Origin of the sequence: Bradyrhizobium erythrophlei (genome assembly GCF_900142985.1) — a bacterium.
GTDB lineage: Bacteria > Pseudomonadota > Alphaproteobacteria > Rhizobiales > Xanthobacteraceae > Bradyrhizobium > Bradyrhizobium erythrophlei_B.
Map to the genome: position 1 here is coordinate 4,396,886 of NZ_LT670849.1, position 20,584 is coordinate 4,417,469.

Annotated in this window: 19 protein-coding genes; 10 read left to right on the forward strand and 9 right to left on the reverse strand. The window is 62.7% G+C overall.

Annotation, left to right across the window (positions count from 1 at the left end):
• Positions 1 to 46: 46 nt before the first annotated feature.
• Positions 47 to 1,876 carry an aminopeptidase P family protein gene (locus tag BUA38_RS20540; RefSeq protein WP_072820693.1) on the reverse strand — a complete coding sequence of 610 codons (1,830 nt, stop codon included), beginning with the start codon at positions 1,874 to 1,876 and terminating at the stop codon, positions 47 to 49.
• A 215-nt stretch (positions 1,877 to 2,091) separates the two neighbouring features.
• Here BUA38_RS20540 and BUA38_RS20545 point away from each other — a divergent pair, with 215 nt between their 5' ends.
• Positions 2,092 to 2,277, forward strand: coding sequence for a hypothetical protein (locus BUA38_RS20545; RefSeq protein WP_072820695.1), 186 nt, complete (start codon positions 2,092 to 2,094; stop codon positions 2,275 to 2,277).
• Between the two features lie 194 nt (positions 2,278 to 2,471).
• On the opposite strand, the gene BUA38_RS20550 is transcribed toward BUA38_RS20545, so the two are convergent.
• Positions 2,472 to 3,368 carry a 50S ribosomal protein L11 methyltransferase gene (locus BUA38_RS20550; RefSeq protein ID WP_072820697.1) on the reverse strand — a complete coding sequence of 299 codons (897 nt, stop codon included), beginning with the start codon at positions 3,366 to 3,368 and terminating at the stop codon, positions 2,472 to 2,474.
• Between the two features lie 736 nt (positions 3,369 to 4,104).
• Here BUA38_RS20550 and BUA38_RS20560 point away from each other — a divergent pair.
• Entirely contained in the window at positions 4,105 to 4,452 is a 348-nt protein-coding gene (locus tag BUA38_RS20560) for a GrlR family regulatory protein (RefSeq protein WP_072826276.1), read from the forward strand.
• Between the two features lie 315 nt (positions 4,453 to 4,767).
• On the opposite strand, the gene BUA38_RS20565 is transcribed toward BUA38_RS20560, so the two are convergent.
• Complete coding sequence (locus tag BUA38_RS20565) at positions 4,768 to 6,369, reverse strand: phytoene desaturase family protein (RefSeq protein WP_072820701.1); 1,602 nt, start codon at positions 6,367 to 6,369, stop codon at positions 4,768 to 4,770.
• A gap of 160 nt (positions 6,370 to 6,529) precedes the next feature.
• Here BUA38_RS20565 and BUA38_RS20570 point away from each other — a divergent pair, with 160 nt between their 5' ends.
• Positions 6,530 to 8,806 carry a fused MFS/spermidine synthase gene (locus BUA38_RS20570; RefSeq protein WP_072820703.1) on the forward strand — a complete coding sequence of 759 codons (2,277 nt, stop codon included), beginning with the start codon at positions 6,530 to 6,532 and terminating at the stop codon, positions 8,804 to 8,806.
• 157 nt (positions 8,807 to 8,963) lie between these two features.
• Entirely contained in the window at positions 8,964 to 10,544 is a 1,581-nt protein-coding gene (locus BUA38_RS20575) for a Spy/CpxP family protein refolding chaperone (protein WP_072820705.1), read from the forward strand.
• A gap of 156 nt (positions 10,545 to 10,700) precedes the next feature.
• Here BUA38_RS20575 and BUA38_RS20580 read toward each other — a convergent pair whose 3' ends face one another.
• Positions 10,701 to 12,104 carry a TAXI family TRAP transporter solute-binding subunit gene (locus tag BUA38_RS20580; RefSeq protein WP_072820707.1) on the reverse strand — a complete coding sequence of 468 codons (1,404 nt, stop codon included), beginning with the start codon at positions 12,102 to 12,104 and terminating at the stop codon, positions 10,701 to 10,703.
• Between the two features lie 40 nt (positions 12,105 to 12,144).
• On the opposite strand from BUA38_RS20580, the gene BUA38_RS37580 reads away from it, so the two are divergent.
• From BUA38_RS37580 to BUA38_RS20595, 3 genes are all read left to right on the forward strand, one after another.
• Positions 12,145 to 12,426 (forward strand): hypothetical protein, encoded by a 282-nt coding sequence (locus BUA38_RS37580; RefSeq protein ID WP_072820710.1) that lies wholly within the window; start codon positions 12,145 to 12,147, stop codon positions 12,424 to 12,426.
• Between the two features lie 48 nt (positions 12,427 to 12,474).
• The gene (locus BUA38_RS20590) at positions 12,475 to 12,723 is read left to right on the forward strand and encodes a hypothetical protein (protein WP_156898600.1); all 249 of its coding nucleotides are present in this window, start codon (positions 12,475 to 12,477) and stop codon (positions 12,721 to 12,723) included.
• Between the two features lie 108 nt (positions 12,724 to 12,831).
• Positions 12,832 to 13,224, forward strand: coding sequence for a hypothetical protein (locus BUA38_RS20595; RefSeq protein WP_244553001.1), 393 nt, complete (start codon positions 12,832 to 12,834; stop codon positions 13,222 to 13,224).
• A gap of 30 nt (positions 13,225 to 13,254) precedes the next feature.
• Here the strand turns inward: BUA38_RS20595 and BUA38_RS20600 are convergent, their stop codons facing one another.
• Complete coding sequence (locus BUA38_RS20600) at positions 13,255 to 14,106, reverse strand: L,D-transpeptidase (protein WP_072820714.1); 852 nt, start codon at positions 14,104 to 14,106, stop codon at positions 13,255 to 13,257.
• A 282-nt stretch (positions 14,107 to 14,388) separates the two neighbouring features.
• On the opposite strand from BUA38_RS20600, the gene BUA38_RS20605 reads away from it, so the two are divergent.
• Positions 14,389 to 14,724, forward strand: coding sequence for a hypothetical protein (locus tag BUA38_RS20605; protein WP_072820716.1), 336 nt, complete (start codon positions 14,389 to 14,391; stop codon positions 14,722 to 14,724).
• A gap of 60 nt (positions 14,725 to 14,784) precedes the next feature.
• On the opposite strand, the gene BUA38_RS20610 is transcribed toward BUA38_RS20605, so the two are convergent.
• Positions 14,785 to 15,546, reverse strand: coding sequence for an ABC transporter permease (locus BUA38_RS20610; RefSeq protein ID WP_072820717.1), 762 nt, complete (start codon positions 15,544 to 15,546; stop codon positions 14,785 to 14,787).
• Positions 15,543 to 16,466: an ABC transporter ATP-binding protein gene (locus BUA38_RS20615; protein ID WP_072826278.1), complete on the reverse strand. Its 924-nt coding sequence runs from the start codon at positions 16,464 to 16,466 to the stop codon at positions 15,543 to 15,545. Before BUA38_RS20615 ends, BUA38_RS20610 begins: the two co-directional genes overlap by 4 nt.
• A 206-nt stretch (positions 16,467 to 16,672) precedes the next feature.
• Between BUA38_RS20615 and BUA38_RS20620 the strand changes: the two genes are divergently transcribed.
• Both BUA38_RS20620 and BUA38_RS36825 read left to right on the forward strand, forming a co-directional pair.
• On the forward strand, positions 16,673 to 17,866 hold the full coding sequence (locus BUA38_RS20620; protein WP_072820719.1) for an ABC transporter substrate-binding protein: 1,194 nt from the start codon (positions 16,673 to 16,675) through the stop codon (positions 17,864 to 17,866).
• A 203-nt stretch (positions 17,867 to 18,069) separates the two neighbouring features.
• Positions 18,070 to 18,801 (forward strand): hypothetical protein, encoded by a 732-nt coding sequence (locus BUA38_RS36825; protein ID WP_156898601.1) that lies wholly within the window; start codon positions 18,070 to 18,072, stop codon positions 18,799 to 18,801.
• 97 nt (positions 18,802 to 18,898) lie between these two features.
• Here BUA38_RS36825 and BUA38_RS20635 read toward each other — a convergent pair whose 3' ends face one another.
• Together BUA38_RS20635 and BUA38_RS20640 are read right to left on the reverse strand one after the other, a co-directional pair.
• Positions 18,899 to 19,171: a hypothetical protein gene (locus BUA38_RS20635; RefSeq protein ID WP_072820728.1), complete on the reverse strand. Its 273-nt coding sequence runs from the start codon at positions 19,169 to 19,171 to the stop codon at positions 18,899 to 18,901.
• A gap of 19 nt (positions 19,172 to 19,190) precedes the next feature.
• Entirely contained in the window at positions 19,191 to 20,336 is a 1,146-nt protein-coding gene (locus BUA38_RS20640; protein ID WP_072820730.1) for a DUF2336 domain-containing protein, read from the reverse strand.
• Between the last annotated feature and the right edge of the window lie 248 nt (positions 20,337 to 20,584).

The window sequence follows — 20,584 nt, forward strand, 5'->3', positions numbered from 1 at the left end:
AATCGGACCTGTTATTCAGGCATGGCGAGAAAGGCGGCAGCTGCACCTACAGCGACAGCGGCGCGGTAGCCCCGTCGAGCCAGGCTTTCGTCGCCTCGTCGACATGGCCGCGCACGGCGTGGCGCACCCGCTCGTGGTATTCGTTGAGCCAGCTCAATTCGTCGCTCGCGAGCATGTTGAGGTCGACCAAGCGACGATCGATCGGCGCGAGCGTCAGGGTTTCGAAAGCGTTAACCGGCTTCTCGGCGCCTGCGACGTCGGCGGCGACGACGAGTTCGAGGTTCTCGATGCGGATGCCGAAGGCGTCGGTCTTGTAGTAACCCGGCTCGTTGGAGAGGATCATGCCGCGCTTGAGGGGCGTGGTGCCGAGCTTGGAAATCCGCGCAGGTCCCTCGTGCACCGAGAGGTAACTGCCGACGCCGTGGCCGGTGCCATGCTCGAAATCGACGCCGGCCTGCCAAAGATATTGCCGCGCCAGCGTATCGAGCTGCGCACCTGTCGTGCCATCCGGAAACAGCGCACGCGAGATCGCGATGTGGCCGCGCAGCACGCGGGTGAAGCGATCGCGCATTTCTTGCGTCGGCTCGCCGATCGCAATGGTGCGGGTGACGTCGGTGGTGCCGTCTTCATATTGCGCGCCGGAATCGATCAGCAGCAGATCGCCGCGCGCGATGCGGCGGTTGCTCTTGCGGGTGACGCGGTAATGCACGATGGCGCCATTCGGCCCGGTGCCCGAAATGGTCGGAAACGAAACGTCCTTCAGTGCGCCGGTGTCGCGGCGGAAGGTTTCCAGCGCCTCGACGGCGTCGATTTCAGTCAGGCTGCCTGCGGGCGCCTCGCGGTCGACCCAGGCGAGAAACCGTGCCAGTGCGATCGCATCGCGCCGATGCGCGGCCTTCGTGCCGGCGATTTCGGTGTCGTTCTTGACGGCCTTGAGCAGAGCGACCGGATCGCTGCCGCGGATCACCTTGCCGCCGGCCGACGAAATCAGGCGGGTCAGCGCGTCCGCAGCGGTCGCGCTGTCGAGCGCAATCGAAGCGCCGCTTTTCGACAGTTCGATCAGTTTCGGCGTCAGCGCGCCCGGCTCGACCACGGTTGCAGTCTGTTCGAGGTGGTCACGCACGCTGTTGGAAAGCTTGCGATGGTCGATGAACAGTGTCGGCCGGCCGCTTTTCGGCAGAAGCGCGTAGGACAGGGGCAGGGGGGTATGGGCGACGTCAGCGCCGCGGATATTGAAGGCCCAGGCCACGGCATGGCTGTCGGACAACACCAGCGCGTCGGCGCCGACCTTGGCGATCTCGGTCTCGATCCGCTTCAGCTTGTCGGCTTCGATTTCGCCCGCGAATTGCTTGCCGTGCAGGGCGACCGGCGCGAGCGGCAGCGGCGGGCGTTCGGTCCAGACCGCATCGACCGGGTTAGTATCGACCGCGACCAGTTCCGCGCCCGCCTTGGCGCAAGCCGCCGCAAGCTTCTCGGCGGATGCCGTCGTGTGCAGCCAGGGATCGAAGCCGAGGCGGTCGCCGGCAACAAGATGCTGTGCCAGCCAGGCCTCCGGCGGCGGATCCACCAGCGGCTGGACGCTCCAGACCTTGGTGTCGACCTGCTTGCCGGCTTGTAGCGTGTAGCGCCCATCGACGAACACCGCGGCCTCGCGGACGAGCACGATCGCCATGCCGGCCGATCCGGTGAAGCCGGTGAGCCAAGCCAGCCGTTCCTCGGAGGGCGGCACATATTCGTTCTGCTGCTGATCGGCGCGCGGCACCACGAAGCCGGTCAGGTTGCGTCTCGTCAACTCCTCGCGGAATGCGGATAGACGCGCGGACAAAGCGATGCCGGTTTCCGGCTCTTCGAAGGTCTGGAAGTGGGCTTCAAACATTGGACGATAGTAGCATCATTCCCGGGACGGCGGGGTAACCGACTCAATTCGCTTCCGATTCGGAATTTAGTGTGATTGAATTGCTGCACCCGCATTAGACGGGGTTGAACGTTTCATGACGCGAAAATGTCCTGAAGCGAATCAAGAAGATCCTTCCGGGTGGAATTCCAAGGCCAGTTCCAAGGGCGTCAGTTTCCAGCGTCGAGGGATTAACCATGCCCGTCTTCACCTTCGAGAAGATTTCGCCGCCGATGCGCCGCGTAACCGCTTCTTCGTCCACCGCCGAGAAACCGCGCGGCGTTCTGCCCCGGCTTCTGGATCGATTTGCGGAGAGCCGCGCCAAGCGCAAGGTCAGTGCCGAGAAGGCGGCTCAGCAGAAGTCGCGGAAGCAGGCGAAGTAGGCCCCTCATCCTGAGGGCGGCGCTTGCGCCGCGTCTCGAAGGATGAAGGCCCGGATAGCGGCCTCATGGTTCTCCCGGCGATGCGAAGCATCGTCCGGACGTCGCATATCCCACTTTGCACCGTTCGCGACGGCCTCGCTATAGCTCGGCCTGCTCGGGTGCTCGCTCCTCCTCACCATGAGGGTCAACGTTTCCTACCGCGCTTTGTGAAGTAACAGGCTGCTCCAGCCTTCGATCCGGATGTGGCGCTCGACCACGAGCCCGCGCGCCCGATAGGCCGCGATCACCGCCGGCGCCTGGGGCGTCAGCAGTCCCGACAGGATCACGCGCGCCCCACCAGCCAGATGCCGGGACATCGCCGTTGCCATCTGCCGCAGCGGATTGGCGAGAATGTTGGCCAGCACCAGGTCGAACGGCTGACGCTCCCGCAACCTGGGCGCGGCAAAGCCATTGCCCCACGTCACCTCGACAAATGGGCCGACGCGGTTGGACCGCGCGTTGCCGGCGGCCACTTTCACCGACAGCGCATCGATGTCGCTCGCCAGCACTTTGGTTTGCAGCGCCTTGGCGGCGGCGATCGCCAAAACGCCGGTGCCGGTGCCGAGATCGAGCGCGCGCCGGGGCTGATGCGCCTTCAGGACGTGGTCGAGCAGCAAGAGGCAGCCGTGGGTGGTGCCGTGATGGCCGGTGCCGAAGGCCAGCGCCGCCTCGATCTCGATGCCGAGCTTGTTGGGCGTCACCTTGGCCCGGTCGTGCTGGCCATGGACGACGAAACGCCCGGCATGGACCGGCACCAGTTCGTCGAGCGTGGCGCGGACCCAGTCCTTGGCCTCGATCGTGTCGAACCGGACGGACCGCCCGGCGTCCTCGCCCGCGGCGAGGCCAACCAGCTCGCGGATCGCGGCCTCATTGGGGGCGTCGGTAAAGTAGATGGTGATATCCCAGCGCCCGCTTGGTCCCTCGAAGGCGCCGATGGCGGCTTCGCTCTCATCGAGCGTCTCGGTCAGGAGGTCGGAGATGCGCCGGGCGGTGTGTTCATCGCCGATGGCCAACGTGGCGCGATGGCTTTGGGGTGTGAGCGTCGAGGTCATTTGTGAAATTCAGGAAAGAGGGTGGGCGGGGACTAGTGCGGCGACTCTGACGTTCCTTTCAGTTTCGCAGCGACCTGTTCAAAGGAACGTCAGAGTCCAAGCCGCACTAGAAAACCAATATATGCCAGTGTCCCGTTGGTTCTGACATTCGTAGCGGTGCCCGTTGTGACAGATTACGAATGTCAGAACCGGGACACTGGTATGGCGCAGTTTAAGGCTTCATTCACCTTGTTCTTCTAGGTTCCTGCCCCGGAACGGCCTCTGGCCAGCGTATACCGTGCTGATCCAGTGCCTCGCGTGATCTGTTGGTTAAAAACAGATTAATGCGCAAGGGTATAGAGGTGGTTTTAAACCATCCTGTGAGGCGCTTCATCCGCAGCCTCAATTTTCCTACCGCTTTCCCCAAATGCACGCCAGATCTCCCGAACGATTAAGTGTTGGTTAAAGCCGGCATTCCATCGTTTTGAATTTGTTAAGAGATCGCGCACGTCTCGAGCATGCCGGCGTCGCTGCTGCGCGTCTTTGCGTCATCGTCATCCACAGGCGCACATGAGACGAGGCCCACCGCCGCAGCTTCGATTTGCGCATATCCCCATTTTATCCACGCTACTTCACAGCGGACGCAAAGCTCATCCACAACACTATCCACCGAACATACCGCGACCATTCGACCGAACACGCGGGTCCTTCGGGTAGGATGGGTGCGCTTGAGCCCCAGGAGAAGCGGACCGGATCGATGCGGAACGGGCTTTACTCCATCCACATCCACATGCTCGACGGCGTGAAAGGCCGCGACAGCGGCGTTCTCATCCTGAGGGACGGCGAGCTGCTCGGCGGCGGTCCGTACTTCTGGTCGGTCGGGCGCTACAGCGTCGGTGACGGAACCTGGAAGGGCGAGCTCGTCACCAACCAGCACACGCCCTTCAACGATCCCTTCGTCCGCCCGCTGTTCGGCGGCGAGGAGGTTTCAAGCGGATTCACCGGCAAATTCTCCGGCGACGCATCCGAGGTGTTCGGCACCACGCTGGTGGGCGCGCGCAGCCTCAGTTTTCACGCGGTGCTGAAGCGGCTGGCGGAGGGTTAGGGGAGGGGGTGGGAAGGGTTCTTTTGGCGGTGTTGGTGAATCTGTCACCGTGACCGCTAGTTTGGCGGACCTTGCACCAAAAATATGATGAGAATGATTGGCCAAAGCGCGTTGATGGCCACGGATTCTGCCAGTCCTATGAGAAAATCGCTCGCGCTATGAATATGGCCGAATGCGCCGGAGCGATAAGCGCTAAGAGCGCGTTAAATTCCAATAGGACAAATCCGATTAGGTAAATCCAGAGAACAATTCGAGCCAATCGCTTTACGGCCGCCATTTTGCTTCTTCCACACCCGTCCACAGCCTATCCACCGTCTATCCAAACAGCGCGCGGTGATCCCGCAGGATCGTCTGCGCGGCGTTGTGGCCGGGGGCGCCGGTGACACCGCCGCCGGGGTGGGCGCCGGAACCGCAGTGATAGAGCCCCTTCAGGGGGCCGCGGTAATCGGCGTGGCCGAGCATCGGCCGTGCCGAGAACAACTGGTTCAGCGTCAGTGCGCCGTGGAAGATGTCCCCTCCGAGCAGGCCGAACTGCCGTTCGAGGTCGAGCGGCGAGAGAATCTGGCGTCCGATGATGCTACTCGCAAAACCCGGCGCGTACCGGTCGACGGTTGCGACCATGAGGTCGGCGACTTCCTCTCTGGTGTCGTCCCAGGAACGCCCATCCGGCAATTCCGGCGCGACGTGCTGGCAGAACAGGCTCGCGACATGCTGGCCGGCCGGCGCAAGGCTGTCGTCAAGGGTTGACGGGATCAGCATTTCCACGACCGGCGCGCGGCTCCAGCCGTGTTCGCGTGCGTCCTGCCAGGCGCGATCCATATAGGCGAGGCTCGGCGCCATGATGATGCCGGAGGTGAGGTGATCGCCGTTGCCCGGCAGCGCCGTGAAGGAGGGGAGCGCGCTCAGCGCCACGTTCATGCGAAACGTGCCGGAGGCATTCTTCCAGCTTTTCATGCGCGCGAGAAAGTCTTCCGGTAGCGCGTTTGAAGGCACCAGGCGGGTGTAAAGCAGCTTTGGATTGACACTCGAAGCGACATATTTTGCGCGCGTCGTCTCGCCATTGTCGAGCACGACGCCGACGGCGCGGTCGCGCTCGACGATCACCTCGCGCACACCAGCATCGAGCGTGATCTCGGCGCCGGCCTGTCGCGCCGTGGCCGCGATCGCCTGACCGATCGCGCCCATGCCGCCGATGGCATGACCCCAGACGCCCTTCTTGCCGTTCACCTCGCCGAAGGCGTGATGCAACATCACATAGGCCGAGCCGGCGGCGTAGGGCGAAGCGTAGTTGCCGACAATGGCATCGAAACCGAACAGCGCCTTGATCAGGTCGCTGTCGAACACTTCGTCCAGCATTTCGCCGGCCGAGCGCGTGAACAGATCGAGCAATAGGCGCTGCTGCTCCAGCGACAGCTTTCTTAAGATGTTCGCGGTGCCGAGCGCGCTGAAACTCTCGCGGATCGCGGCCGTCCCGAAGCTCTCGACGAGGTTTGGCGGCGCGCGCAGCACCAGGGCGCGCAGCACATCCGCGATCTCTTCGAGTTTCCGGTTGAAGCCGTCGAGTTCGCCGGCGTCATGTGGGCTCAGTCTGGCGAGCGAATCCTTGGTGCGGCCTTCGCCGGTCAGGAGATAACGGCCGTCGGGCGCGGGCAGGAAATTTTGCGCGCGGCGTTCGACGATCCGCAAGCCATGCTGGCTAAGTTTCAGGTCGGAAATAATTTTCGGATTGAGCAGGCTCACCGTATAGGCCGCGACCGAATTGCGGAACCCCGGCGCGAATTCTTCCGTAACCGCCGCGCCACCCACGACCTTGCGCCGCTCGACCACGCGCACGCCAAGGCCTGCCTGCGCCAGATAGGCCGCGCAAGTCAGGCCGTTATGTCCGGCCCCGATGATAATGACATCCGTTTCGTTCATGCGAGCTTTTAGAAACATCCCGTCAAAAAAGTGACACCTCCATATCAGACCGCGCGTCGCCTGCACATCCGCCGGAGGGGCCACATTGCCCGCCGCGCGTTCCTATGCTCCATTGCCGCCGGAACGATCCCGCATCACGAAACACCCCGCCGGAGTTTTCATGACCCCATCCGATCCGCAACTGCCTGCGGAAACGTCTTCTGCGGGCCGCAACCGGCTGGTGCTTCTGACCTACACCGCGGCGATTTTCGTCAGCGCATTGTTGCTGTTCTCGGTCCAGCCGCTATTCACCAAGATGGTGCTGCCGCGGCTCGGCGGTTCGCCGGCGGTGTGGTCGGTAGCGATGGTGTTCTTCCAGTCGCTACTGCTGGCGGGCTACGTCTATGCGCATCTTCTGATGCGGATCAAAAGCCGCGTCATCCCGATCGTGGTGCATCTGGTGCTGCTGATCGTGGCCTTTATCACGCTGCCGCTGGCGATCTCGGCGCATTGGGGCGATCCGCCGACCAGTGGATACGCGCTATGGCTGCTCGGCCTGTTCGTGGCCTCGATCGGCCTGCCGTTCTTTGCGCTCGCCGCCAACAACCCGCTGCTGCAAGCCTGGTTCGTCCGTACTGGCCATCCCGACGGCGCCGATCCGTACTTCCTCTACGCGTCTTCCAATATCGGCAGCTTTCTCGCGCTGCTGTCTTATCCGCTTGTGCTGGAACCGATCTTCAGCCTGCGGACGCAAAACCTGATCTGGACCGGTGGCTATGGTCTTTTGATCGTTCTCATCGCCGCTTGCGGCTTCCTGTTATGGCGTTCGCCGGCGCGATCCCCTGCGGCCTTGGCGGCTGAAAGTGACGCGCCGGCGCCTTCATTTGCGTTGCGCGCGCGCTGGGTGTTCCTCGCAGCCGTCCCGTCCGGCCTTCTGATCGCGGTGACCGCGCATATTTCGACCGACGTCGCCGCGGCGCCGCTGCTGTGGGTGCTGCCGCTCTCGCTCTATCTGTTGACCTGGGTGCTGGTGTTTCAGCAACGCCCGTGGCTGCCGCACAAATGGGTGCTGTGGGCGCAGCCGGCGGCCATCGCCGGCGTCATCGTGCTGCTCGCTGTCGGCGGCGAACAGAATCTACTGCTGACGATCGGCGGGCATCAGCTTTGTTTCTTCGTGATCGCGATGGCCTGCCACGGCGAACTGGCGCGTACGCGTCCGCCCGCCAAATATCTCACCGGCTTCTATGTTGCGCTGTCGTTCGGCGGCATGATCGGCGGGCTGTTCGCCGGCTTGATCGCGCCGAATGTATTCTCGTGGGTGGCGGAATATCCGATCCTGATCGTGCTTGCCGCACTCTGCCGTCCGCCGGCGAATGAACGCCTGCCGTGGCTGAGCCGCCTGGCCTGGCCGTTGGTGGTCATCGTGGCGCTGGCCTTGATTGCTCTCTCGCAAACCAAGGGCGAGACGTTCGACTGGCTCGATGAGCATCGGGTCTATGTGGCGGGCAGTATCGCCGTGCTCGGCATGCTGCTGGCGCTCTTGCTCAACACTGCGCGCCTCAAGCTTGCCGCCGTCGCCGCACTGGCGCTGGCGCTCGTCCGTGTCTATCCCGCCGACGATGGACGCGTCGATACCGTGCGCAGTTTCTTCGGCGTCCACAAGATCGTAACGACGCCGAGCGGCCAGTATCACGTGCTGCTGCACGGCACGACGATTCACGGCGCCGAGCGATTCCAGAACGACGACGGCACGCCGGCGCAAGGCCGGCCGGAGCCGATCTCCTACTATCACAAGGATGGCGGCATCGGTCAGGCGGTGGCGGCGATCCGCGAGCGCAAGGGTGCGCCGCTGCGCGCGGCGGCGATCGGGCTTGGCTCGGGCACGCTCGCCTGCGTCGGACTGCCCGGCGAGGACTGGAAGTTCTTCGAAATCGACCAGTCGATGGTCGATACCGCGCGCGATCCGAAATACTTCACCTACGTGCAGAATTGCCAGCCGGACCTGAAGCCGGTGATCGGCGATGCGCGGCTGACCTTTGCGCGCGAGCCGGACGGCCTCTACGACATCATCATTGTCGACGCCTATTCGTCGGATGCGATTCCGATCCATCTCGCCACCCAGGAGGCGATGAAGATCTACAAGGACAAGCTGGCGCCGGAGGGTGTCGTCCTGATGCACGTCTCCAACCGGCATCTGGAACTGGCGAGCGTCGTGGTCGGCATTGCCGACGCCAACGGGATGAAGAGCTGGGTCTACAACGAGGACTCCGGCCGCGACGGCGAATACATCTTCGCAACCAACGTGGTGGTGTCAGCGCGCGACGAGGCCGACGTCGGCAAGCTTGCCTCGTCCGACAAATGGGAAGAGACCGACCCGACCGCCAACCAGCGGGTGTGGACCGACGATTACTGCAACGTGTTGGGTGCGGTTTATCGGCGGCTGCGCGATGGCGAGTGATATCTAAACTCGTTTTAATCCTCCAAGTGCCTGCGAACGTCCCGCTTTGAAGGAACCCGGAAGTTCCCTCCGGCGTTGGTGACATTAAATGTCCCAATCGTGCCGCCGCACGCGTTCGCGTGCGATGCCGGCACCGCAGTTGTGCCGGAGGAGCGTCATGCGAAGTATCAAATGGTTGTCGGTGATTGTGTTGTCGGTCACGCTTGCAGGCACCGCCTTCGCGGCGGGACGTGGCGGCGGTGGAGGCCGAGGTGGTGGAGGCGGTCACGGTGGCGGCGGGCATGGTGGCGGGGCTCACTTCGGCGGGGGCGGCGGACACTTTGGCGGCGGACATTTCGCTGGCGCCCGCGGTGGCGGCTTCCGTGGCGGCGGCGCCCGCTTTGCCGGCGGCGGACGACATTACGGCGGAAGGGCGGCCGTCTCACATGCATCGGGCGGACGGGCGGCGGCGTTCTCGCGTGCCGCCGGCGGCAGCAGTTTTCGCGGCAATCGCACCGCCGCGACCAATGGCAACCTGAACCAAGGGAATCGCCAGGCTCTGAACGGCCGGAGTGCGATACGCGCCAACGCGATTCATCACGCACTCGCCGCAGGCGCCGTTGCCGGCGCGCTGCATAATCACAACGCGCTGCATAACCCGGACACCCGCGCGCATATCTCGGCGGCGGCGGCGACCGCTGGATGGCGCGGCCACGGCCGCAACGGCGGCTGGTGGCGTCATGCCCATGGCGGCTATGGCTGGGTCGGCCCGTTGTTCTGGCCGTTCGCCTATTACGATCTCTCCGATTACGCGATGTGGGGGTATGATCCCTCGCTCTGGGATTACGGCTACGGCGACATCTATGCCGGCATCTTCGCACCCTACGGCTATGACGATCTTGCCGGCTATCTGCCGTACGGCGGACGCGGCTATTCATCGGGCGGTGCGGCGCCATCGGCCAACGCGCCGAGTGAAGTGGCGCAGATGTGCGGCGATGACAGCCAGGAGATCGCGGGCCTTCCGATCGACAAAATCCAGCAGGCCCTCAATCCGAACGACGAGCAGCGCAAGGCGCTCGACGATCTCGCCAATGCCTCGGTGAAGGCGGCCCAGGCCATCAAGGCGGCCTGTCCGAACGACGTCGCCTCGACCGCGCCGGGCAGATTGGCTGCGATGCAGACCCGGCTGGAGGCGATGATTTCGGCGGTGCGCATCGTGCAGCCGCCGCTCGATCATTTCTACGGCCTGCTCAACGACGAGCAGAAGACGCGGCTGACCTCGCTCGGCGAAGATCAGCGGCGCGGCCGCAACGATCAGGGCGCGCTGGCGCCAAACTGCGGCACCAGCGGACAGGCGACCGACTGGCCGGCGGCCGAGATCGAGAGCCGTGTTCATCCGACCGACGCGCAGCGCGCGAGCTTCGACAATCTGAAGGACGCGAGCGCCAAGGCCGCCGACTTGCTTAAGAGCACCTGCGAACCCAACGAAGCGTTGACGCCGCCGGCGCGGCTCTCGGCTGCGGCTAAGCGGCTGGATGCGATGTTGCAGGCGGTCGAGACCGTCAAGTCGGCGCTCGACAGCCTCTACAGTGAGCTGAGCGACGAGCAGAAGGCGCAGTTCGAATCGATCGGACCGGGCCGCAATGTCGCCGCTTCCGCGTCGTCACCGGATGACGGTGCTGCGCCGTCGTCGCGGCATTCTCACCGGCGTCATCACGTCAATGTCGTCGGTCTCGTCCGTCGGCTGATCGGGTTCTAAAAAGGCACCGATCGATAGAGCCTCATGGTTCGAGACGCCGCGTCAAGGACGCGGCTCCTCACCATCAGGGTCAAGATCGAGCTATGAGTCACGACCTCATCCCGAGGAGGCGCGAAGCGCCGTCTCGAGGGATGTGTGGGCTCGGATGCCGAAGCTTCAGTGATCGCCGCCGACGTTGGCGAACTTCGGAGCCGGAGTTTTGGCCGGGTTCGTGGCGATCACCGCGCGCCGGTCGGCCACCGCATGATGGAATTGCTCGAGCACGAGGCCGTAGGCGGAGAGGTCGCTGTCGTCGATCGCGCCGTCTTCGTAGCATTCGAGCGTCTCGCGCAGGAATTCGTCGGCTTCCTCCTGCAAGGCATCGAGTTCCTCGACGGCGTCGGTCTTGCGGACCTGCGTGATGTGAGCTAGCAGCTTGTCGCGATGCTCGGCGGTGATGTTGCGCTCATCGCGCCTTGCGTAATGGCGTAGCCACGCGCCGATCGAGCCGAGCGCCGACATCAGCAGGATGGCACCCCAGAAGTAATCGCTGTACTTGTCGAGGAAGGTCCGCTCGTTGCCGTCGATATAGGCCGCTGCGCCCGGATGTGCCGGGATCGCCGCGTCCTTGTCGGTGTCCGGCTTCTGGAGCTTCGCCGCCGCGCGATCTTCCCTGACAAGCGCAGGCCGTACCGCAAACAGCGCCCGCGTGAACGTGCCGACTGTCGTGTCGGACAGCGACTTCGGCGCCACGATCAAATGGTCGACGCCGAGGGTCTCGACCTTGTCCTCGGGTCGCGCTGGCGCCGATGTGAAGGAACTGCCGGGAATCTCTTCGGACTCGTAAAGCGGGTGCTTGTGCGAGATCGCTTCCGAAACGTCGATCGGAATGAACACCGGCTCGCCGCGCAGGCGCGCGGTCGTCGCGATGGCGTCGGTCGTGATCCTGCTGTCGAGGGGGCCGACCGTCATGAAGGCGTCGATCGACGGGTCCTTCACCATGTCGTTGATCTGCGCGACGGAGAACCGCGAGATCGTGACCTTGTCGGGGTTGAGGCCGGATTCGCTCAGGATCACCTTGAGCAAGGTGACATTGACCGCGGTGCGGCCAAGGACGCCGACGCGCCGGCCGTCGAGGTCGGCGACCTCCTTGATTTTTGCTTTCTCTTTTTTGCCGCCGCCTTTGCCGGAGGGGGCCCACAATACCACGACGTTCTTCCGCAAGATGGCAACCGCCCCGGCGCCCTTGGGCATGTCCTCGTCGGCGCGACCGACCGCCAGATCGGTTTCATTGGTGTTCAAGAGCCCGAGGCTCTCGACCGGGCCGGCCGTCGGAATCACCGTCAGCCGGACCGGGCTGCCCTCGTTGATGAAGGTCTGCGCCAGTGACTGGATGATTTTTACGTCGTCGCTTCCGGGCGGTCCCACGGCAATGCGTAAGGTGGCGGGCCGCGAGAGCATGAAAGCCGCGCCGGCAATCGCCGCGACGATCAGGAGCGCGGCGGCAATGAGCAGAAACGGCGAGCTCTGCTTTCGCCTCCGGATCGCCCGGTTAACGCTCGAACTGTCCGACACAGACATGTTGCAGCCGGTTTGAGAGGGGCGCCCTTAAACTCCAGGAATGCGCTGCATCATCCTTATCATGTCCCGTGGTTTCACGGGGCAGGATTTGTGTCGCCAGCGCCTGCGAATCGCGTCACGATGGTTACCGTTTGATGGTTCGTCCGGCCCGCAGGCGCTCATTCCCGGCAGCGATCCTGCGCGCTCATTTTGGACGCGATTTTTGACAGAACTGGCAGGCCTGCCGATCGTTATCGGACCGGCAGCTTTCATGGCCAGGACCGAAAAGCCAGAACTTGAAACATTCGCATCCTCATTCGGCGGCTGTTTTGCCGATTGTTAAAACCATAATGCCGCAAGCAACGTATTGGATTCGGTCGGAGTTTACGATTTGGCAATAGCGCTTCACGAGCTCGCCGCGCGATGGCGAGGGCTGGCCGGACTATTGCTGCTTGCCGCGGGTTTGTCGGCCTGTTCGCAGGAGATCGACTACACCCCGGAGCAGCGGAGCTGTATCGCCCAGCACTACAGCGCTTACGACGCCAAACAGATCAACCAGTGTGTGGACGTGTGCCGGGTCTGCATGAAGGGCAACGTCGTGACCTGCAACACCTCGTGCCGGCTACGGGGCGCGAGCTAGCGACGTTTTTCAACAAGTGAGCGACGTTTACCTAACTGTGCCAATCCGGTGCAAACGGCCCTGCGGCTGTGCTGCGGGGCTTGACCGGCTTTTGAAGACATTGAATCATTGGGGCTTTCAGGCGTAAGCCCCAAGATGTTAGAGATTGGTATTATTAGTATCATTGTGCTGGCGGTCGGCTACTGGGTCACCCTGTGGCTGATGGGCCGTCATGACGACGTATTGCATGGTGATTTCGTTCACGAAGAAGAGGGCGCCGAAGCGTCCGTGGCTGCCGGTCAGCCGCTGCACGCCGGACCGGTTTTTCCGCCCCGATCGCCATTCCCGCCTAAGATCGTAACCCGGCGATCCCCCATCACGTCTTCCGCTGCGACCAAGCCTGCTCCGGCGCTTCCCGCGCAGGCTCCGCCGCCAACGCCGGCCCTTTCAGAGCGTTCGGATACGCTGCAAACGCTGCTGGCGTCCATCAAGCGAGACTTGAAGGACGCCTCACAGCTTTAAGTGAAGTGGGGATCGGCGCTGGATCGCTGATCAGTAAAGCCCGCCGCGCGGTTGATAGTAGTAGCCGCGTGGTGGCTGCTGATACGGATCGTTGTAGCCGCCACCATAGGGCTGAGGCTGTGGCTGCTGCTGATAGTACGCCTGTCCGTCATAGGCGCGGCGGCGCGGCGCCGGATAACGCTGGTCGGTTGAACTGCCATCGGCCGGATAGATGTAGCCGTCATCGGCCTGCTGCTGCGGTTGCGGCTGCGGCATGGGACGGCGGCCGGGGAGAAATTGCGGCTGCGGCGTCAGCGTGACCGGCTGGCCGGAATCGGAATATTGCGGCTGGGCATATTGCTGCTGATACGGCTGCTGCTGCTGATAGGGTTGTTGCTGATATTGCTGGTCGGGCTGCGCAGGCTCGGCGCGCGCGACCGCGGTGTTGCGGCGCGGATTGCGGGCCAGCGCCACTGTGGACGAACCCGTCAACGTCACGGTGGTGTTGAGCACACCTTGTTGCTCCACCAGTGCGTATAGCGTCGTGGCATTGGCTTTCGACAACCGCACGCAGCCATGCGATGCGGGCGTGCCGAGCCGGCCTTCGGAATCGGTGCCGTGGATCGCATGTCCGATCTTGGTGAAGAAGATCGAATGCGGCATCGGCGCGTCGTCGAATTCCTTCGAGTAGTGCTCCGCTTCCATGCGGAAGGCGCGGAAGGTGCCGTTCGGTGTTTCGCGCGAGGGGATGCCGGAGGAGACGGGCCAGTGATAGCGCTCGACGCCGTCGACCGCGACGGTCATTATCTGCGCATCCTTGTCGATGGTGATGTAGACCTTGGCCTGCGCCGCGCCCGCGGCAAACAGCATCAGGGTGGTTGCGGCTACGAGAAGGGAACGCATGTACCTATGGCCTCCGGCCTTGACGACTACTCCCCTGTCCCCGACGGCCAATATGCCCGAATTGCGGCCGCGGTTCCAGTGACGCTTTCGGGATCGTTAATGCCACCCTTGAGCAAAAGCCTGACCGCGAGGTGGCGACGATGTGTCGTTCATCTTGATGACCAGTGGAGTGGATTTGACATTAGCTGCCGGCCCCACCGGCCTCATGACGAAGCGGTGAACGCGGAACCGGCCCGTCACGCCAGCGTTATATCCTCACATTCATGGGATGAGGAATTGACGATGGCGAAGCGAGGTAATGCGATCAAGACCGTGGCGCACCCTGTCGAGGTGCCGGCCCTGCGTTGGCTGGCAGCAGTGGCGTTGGCGCTCGCTTTGATCGCCATTCCGCATCTGGCGCATGCGCAGGGCGTCGTGGGCGGTATGGAGCGCGGCGCTGCACAGGGTTCTTATGACGGTGGCCGCGTCGCGGGTCCGGTGGGCTCAGTGGTTGGCGGAGCCGTTGGCGCCGGTGTTGGTGGCGCTATTGGCGCGGTCGACGGCGTTCTCGGCATCCCCGGTCCGCGCTGCCATGGCTACTACAACCGTTACGGCCACTGGCGCTGTTACCGGTACTGAGCTTCGAATAACGAAACGATCCCGGGTCGCGCATCGCGCGGCTCGGGATCCTTTTCGAGATCAATTCTTCAGCCGGTATCCGGTCTTGAAGATCCACGCCACCACGATCATGCAGACGACGAGGAAGGCCACGGTCATGCCGACGCTTAGGGCGACGCTGACGTCCGCGATCTCATAGAAGCTCCAGCGGAAGCCCGAGATCAGATAGACCACCGGATTGAGCAGCGTGATGGTGCGCCAGCCTGACGGCAGCATGTTCACCGAATAGAAGCTGCCGCCGAGGAAGGTCAGCGGCGTCACCACCAGCATCGGAATCATCTGGAGTTTTTCGAAACCATCGGCCCAGATGCCGATGATGAAGCCGAACAGGCTGAACGTCACCGCCGTCAGCACCAGGAAAGTCAGCATCCAGATCGGATGGTGAATGTGCAGCGGCACGAACAGGCCGGCGGTCGCCAGGATGATGAGGCCGAGCACGATCGATTTGGTCGCGGCCGCCCCGACATAGCCGAGCACGATCTCGAAATAGGAAATCGGCGCCGAGAGGATTTCGTAGATGGTGCCGACGAATTTCGGGAAGTAGATGCCGAACGAGGCGTTCGCAATGCTCTGGGTCAGCACCGACAGCATCACGAGGCCCGGCACGATGAAGGTGCCGTAGCTCACACCCTCGACCTCTGTGATGCGCGAGCCAATGGCGGCGCCGAACACCACGAAGTAAAGCGAGGTCGACACCACGGGTGACACGATGCTTTGCAGCAGCGTGCGCCAGGTGCGCGCCATTTCAAACTTGTAGATTGCGCCGACGGCCCGGAAATTCATGGCTGACGTACCAAACTGACGAAAATATCTTCCAGCGAGCTCTGACTGGTTTCGAGATCGGCCAAGCGGATGCCGGCATTGCGGAGATCGCCGAGCAGGCTGGTGATCCCGGTGCGGTCGGCTGACGTGTCGTAGTTGTAGACGAGGTCCTGGCCGCCGTTCGCAAGCTCGAGATTGTAGGCGGCCAACGCCGGCGGAATCGCCGCGAGGCCCGATTGCAGATGAAGCTTGAGTTGCTTCTTGCCGAGCTTCTGCATCAGGTCGGCCTTGTCCTCGACCAGAATGATCTCACCCTTGTTGATGACGCCGACGCGGTCGGCCATCTCCTCGGCCTCACCGATGTAATGGGTGGTGAGAATGATGGTGACGCCGGAGGCCTTGAGGCCGCGCACCACCTCCCACATGCCCTTGCGCAATTCGACATCGACACCCGCCGTCGGCTCGTCGAGGAACAGCACCTGCGGCTCGTGCGACAGCGCTTTTGCGATCATCACGCGGCGCTTCATGCCGCCGGACAGCGTGACGATCTTGGAATCCTTCTTCTCCCACAACGAGAGATCGCGCAGCACTTTTTCGATGTAGGCCGGGTTCTTCGGCTTGTTGAACAGGCCGCGGCTGAAGCTCACCGTTCCCCACACCGTCTCGAAGGCGTCGGTGTGCAATTCCTGCGGCACCAGGCCGATCAGCGTGCGCGCGGCCCGGGCGTCGGTGATGATGTCATGGCCGTCGACTGTGACGCGGCCGGCGCTCAGATTGTTGATGCCGCAAATGATGCTGATCAGCGTGGTCTTGCCGGCGCCGTTCGGCCCGAGCAAAGCGAAGATTTCGCCTTTCTCGATCTCCAGGTTGATGTCCTTCAGCGCCTGGAAACCGGAGCCGTAGGTCTTGGAGAGGTGGGAAACGGAAATGATCGAAGGCATGCCGGAGCGAAGCTTTTTGTCGGAAATGAAGCAAGGCGGGATCACACAGATAGGAAATAAAAATCCTTCTGCAATCCTGCCATTGGGTTTTCTCGGTTGTTTATGACCCGTCGAAGGAAATATCCTGTTGCCAACGAGAAATCAAAACAACCGGCAAAATAGCCGGTGCCAAGGAAGCGTCAGGGAAACGTCGGGGCTCTGTCAGCATGATGTCAGCAGGGAAGAATGTGCGCGCCGCCTTGATCGTGGCGACGGTGTTTGCGGCAGCGCAGAACGCCTCGCGCGCGGCGGAGACGACCATCCGGCTCGGCAATACCGCGCCCTATAGCGGTCCCGCGTCGGCTTACGGCACGATCGCCCGCGCCGAGGCTGCCTATTTCCAGATGCTCAACGACCAGGGCGGCATCAACGGCCGCAAAATCGAGTTCCTTACGCTCGATGACGCCTACTCGCCGGCGAAAACGGTCGAGCAGACCCGCAAGCTGGTCGAGCAGGACGACGTGCTCGCGATGTTTTCTTCCGTCGGCACGGCGCCGAACATCTCGGTACAGAAGTATCTCAACGCCAAACGCGTGCCGCAGATCTTCGTGTCGTCCGGCGCCACGCGCTGGAACGACCCCGGGCATTTTCCATGGACGGTCGGCTTCAACCCGACCTACGAACTCGAGGGCAAGCTCTACGCCCAATATATTCTCAAGACCAAGCCCGACGCCAAGATCGCGGTGATCGCCCCGAACGAGGATGCGGGCAAGGATTACGTGCGCGGCTTCAAGGAGGGCCTTGGCGAGCATATCAATCAACTGGTCTCGGAGACCACCTACCTCACCGCCGATCCCACCATCGACTCGCAAATGGTGACGATGCGCGAGTCCGGCGCGGATGTTTTCTTTGCGGAAGCGACGCCGAAATTTGCGGCGCAGGCGATCAAGAAAGCCGCCAGCATGGGCTGGAAGCCACTGATCATCCTGCCGACGGTGTCGAATTCGTTCTCGGCGGTGCTGGAGCCGGCGGGGCTTGAGAATTCGATCGGCGTCGTGACCGGGCTCTATCTGAAGGACCCCAACGATGCGCGATGGGCCGACGATCCCGCGCTCAAGGACTGGTTTTCCTGGATGCAGAAGTATCAGCCCAATGCGTCGACCGGCGATCTCTTCAACGTGCAGGGCTACACGGTGGCGCAGATCATGGCGCTGGTCCTGAAGAACTGCGGTGATGATTTGAGCCGCGACAACATCATCAGGCAGACCAAGTCGCTTGATGGAGTAGAGATGCCGCTGTTGCTGCCCGGCATCAAGGTCACCGTCGATCCAGACAACGTCACGCCGATCCGCCAGATTCAGATGGCGCGGTTCGACGGCAAGTCCTGGGTGCTGTTCGGGGATGTGCTGGGGGAGAAGTAGGTGAAGTCCTGTTTCTCCGCTTCCTTGAATTTAGCCTTCTGGCGAATTTCGGGGTAGAAGCGTCCTAGCTTCGTGCCCGGCACCGGGATCCCGACCGTGAAGGACGACGCCGGCCACGATAATAACGTCCAATAGCCGATATCGAGATGGGGTCATTGCCTTGCGTCTGTCACTGGCTGAGACCACTCAAGCGAACAAAGTCAATGGCCCAGGATAGGTTCAATCCCGCATTACGATGGTTTGCCACGATCTGTCTGGTGGGCTTCATTTCCAGCGGTTGTCTGCGGTACCTTTTGCCGCACGATTTTCATCCTGCGAAGAGTGCCAGAGTTGACCCGGCGGCGGTCCCGCCAGAATCGTCGTCGAAATCGCCGCCGTCCCAGCCGCCGGCGGTAGCTGCGCCCGCTCCTGTTTCGCAGCCACCGGCAGCGCAGCAAATGACAACACTTCAGCCAGCCGATGCTGGCCCTTTGCCGCCGCAACCCAAGCAGCCTCTGACAAACGCGCTCCCGTCGCAGCCACTATCGCCGGCCGAGCCGTCCAAGCCGACTGAGAAAGTACGCGCTTGCGTTATCGGCGATCCTGAGTTGCGTGATCTGTTCGCTGCCCAACTTCTGCAATCGATGACTGGAAAGATTGTTAGCGGGGATTGTTCAACCGTCGAAGGGCCCATCGTCATCGTATCCGGGTTTGCAAGCAAGCTGGCGACGAGTGATCCAGCGTGCAGAACCACCGACGGGCACCTCTATGAAATCATCGTTTCCATCTCGCGGCCGGGAAGCAATTCCGACATCAGCCGGACCGTTTCCGCCAGCCGCTGTTCGAGCCGTATCAGGAATGAGGATATAGCGCTTGGACGTGAAGCGAAAAATCAAGCTGTGCTTCAGGGCATCATCAGTTTACGTGACCTGCTGCAGCATCTGTCTGAAAATTGATTTGGAGATTTCGTCTTTCATGCGTGGCTTGTGTCGGTCTTTGGCGGACACGCCGGCCGGCGTCCGAAATCTCGCCGCGGACAAGCTTGGCAGGCTTCTACTGAAAATAATTATTGATGATGCGCAGGTCGGAGAGCGACGGCTGGGCGCCGTTCATGCTCGCCTCGATCACCCGCCGGCAGACCGCCGCGGTAGCCTCGTCCCGGAAGTCGTTCGCGGCTTCCAGCACCGTGCGCGCGGTATCGAGCGCGCCGCCGTCCTGCTTGGGCGCATCGGATGGGTCGAGCGACGCGCCGCCCTTGCGGCCGAAACCCTGGCCCGCGGCCCTGCCGAAGGCGGGCACACCCTTGCCGAATGGAATTCCGCTCATGCTCGCCGATCCCCCTTCATCACGCATAGAGCGCGGCCGCGAGGCTCGGATCGAGCGGCGCGGTGCCGTTCTTGCGTGACTGGTAGAAGGCAAGCACGCTGCGCGAGGTCTCGATGTTGAGATTCTCGTAGTCGGTTTCGAGCCGCTTGAGGTCGCTCGCCGTGATGCGGTGATCCTTGGCGCCGAGGAACAACAACGCCATCATGGTGGCCCAGGAGAAATTGAGCGCCTTCGCCAGGATCAGAAGCGTCTCGCGATTCTTGTCGAACAGCGCGCGTTCGATCACATCGTTGGGCAGCGCGCACAACAGCGACAGGCCGATTGTGACTTCCTCGAGCCGGTGCGAGCGCGCATAGGTCGAGATGCTGGCTTCGTTCAGGTTGCCGCTCTTGTGTTGCGTCGTCACGACGCGCTTGGCGACGAAATGGGTGCGCGAGACGGGGCCGAATTTCGACTGCAACTCGCCGCCAAGGTCCGTGACCGACGACTGGATCTGCCGCGCCATGTCCGGACGCTCGCTCTCCAGGCGCTTCCTCACGTCGGCGGTCGCCTTTGCGATCAGCTGCTGGAATACGTGGCGCGGGATGTCCTTGCGCAGGCCAAGCTGCTCGGCGAGGATTGAATCGCCTTCCGCGCGCTGGACCATGTTCAGGAAACCGAAATCGGAAAACTTGGCGCCGGTGTTGCTGGCGACCGAATTGACGACGTCCTGGTCGCCGCGCTTGACGAGTTCGTCGGTGACGCGCTCCTCGAGCGTTTCGCGCTTGGAGATCGAGAGCAGGTGGGCCTGGCTCTTGGTGCAGGCGTTGGCGACCAGCGCGTAGGTCTCGAGCTGCTTGGAATCCCGCAGTACGGGCCCGGCGACTTCGATCACGTCGTCGAATGCGAGCTTGTGAATGATGTTGACGGGAGCCTGGTCGAAGTGCGCCAGCCGCTCGGATAGCTGCGCACGGGCCGCGACCTCGATTTCGTCGGCGAGCCGGGTGACCACTTCGCCGAAGGTCCAGATCTCGTCGTCGCTGAAGTCGCCGGCGATCATCAGGTCGGTGGTGTGCCACAGCGCGCGCGCCCGGCTTTCCGGCGTGCCGCGGGCAACCGCTTCCTCGAGATCATCGAGGAACGACTTCGATTCGGTCTTTCTGGCCGTCTTGAATTGCAGGCTCATTTTGGGTGCCAAATCCTTCGGCGTAACCTCATGTGTCGACGAGGATACAGATCAGGCCCGAGTTTTCGGTAAAAAAGGCCGCGAAGTATTATCGATCAAAATTCGCTCAAGTGAGAACCATTCGTTAAGGATTGTGGCGACGCGGCAGGAGCGCGTCAGCGAGCGCCGAAGATAGCGACAGCGAGCGCGATCCGCGCGACGGTCCGGGGTCCGACTCCTGTGCCACGGCTCGCCCTAAGAAAAATCCG

Bases quoted from the DNA above. Each gene is read 5' to 3' on its own strand.
- BUA38_RS20540 (WP_072820693.1), bottom strand. From the start codon at position 1,876: ATGTTTGAAGCCCACTTCCAGACCTTCGAAGAGCCGGAAACCGGCATC.
- BUA38_RS20545 (WP_072820695.1), top strand. From the start codon at position 2,092: ATGCCCGTCTTCACCTTCGAGAAGATTTCGCCGCCGATGCGCCGCGTA.
- BUA38_RS20550 (WP_072820697.1), bottom strand. From the start codon at position 3,368: ATGACCTCGACGCTCACACCCCAAAGCCATCGCGCCACGTTGGCCATC.
- BUA38_RS20560 (WP_072826276.1), top strand. From the start codon at position 4,105: ATGCGGAACGGGCTTTACTCCATCCACATCCACATGCTCGACGGCGTG.
- BUA38_RS20565 (WP_072820701.1), bottom strand. From the start codon at position 6,369: ATGAACGAAACGGATGTCATTATCATCGGGGCCGGACATAACGGCCTG.
- BUA38_RS20570 (WP_072820703.1), top strand. From the start codon at position 6,530: ATGACCCCATCCGATCCGCAACTGCCTGCGGAAACGTCTTCTGCGGGC.
- BUA38_RS20575 (WP_072820705.1), top strand. From the start codon at position 8,964: ATGCGAAGTATCAAATGGTTGTCGGTGATTGTGTTGTCGGTCACGCTT.
- BUA38_RS20580 (WP_072820707.1), bottom strand. From the start codon at position 12,104: ATGTCTGTGTCGGACAGTTCGAGCGTTAACCGGGCGATCCGGAGGCGA.
- BUA38_RS37580 (WP_072820710.1), top strand. From the start codon at position 12,145: ATGCGCTGCATCATCCTTATCATGTCCCGTGGTTTCACGGGGCAGGAT.
- BUA38_RS20600 (WP_072820714.1), bottom strand. From the start codon at position 14,106: ATGCGTTCCCTTCTCGTAGCCGCAACCACCCTGATGCTGTTTGCCGCG.
- BUA38_RS20605 (WP_072820716.1), top strand. From the start codon at position 14,389: ATGGCGAAGCGAGGTAATGCGATCAAGACCGTGGCGCACCCTGTCGAG.
- BUA38_RS20610 (WP_072820717.1), bottom strand. From the start codon at position 15,546: ATGAATTTCCGGGCCGTCGGCGCAATCTACAAGTTTGAAATGGCGCGC.
- BUA38_RS20615 (WP_072826278.1), bottom strand. From the start codon at position 16,466: ATGCCTTCGATCATTTCCGTTTCCCACCTCTCCAAGACCTACGGCTCC.
- BUA38_RS20620 (WP_072820719.1), top strand. From the start codon at position 16,673: ATGATGTCAGCAGGGAAGAATGTGCGCGCCGCCTTGATCGTGGCGACG.
- BUA38_RS36825 (WP_156898601.1), top strand. From the start codon at position 18,070: ATGGCCCAGGATAGGTTCAATCCCGCATTACGATGGTTTGCCACGATC.
- BUA38_RS20635 (WP_072820728.1), bottom strand. From the start codon at position 19,171: ATGAGCGGAATTCCATTCGGCAAGGGTGTGCCCGCCTTCGGCAGGGCC.
- BUA38_RS20640 (WP_072820730.1), bottom strand. From the start codon at position 20,336: ATGAGCCTGCAATTCAAGACGGCCAGAAAGACCGAATCGAAGTCGTTC.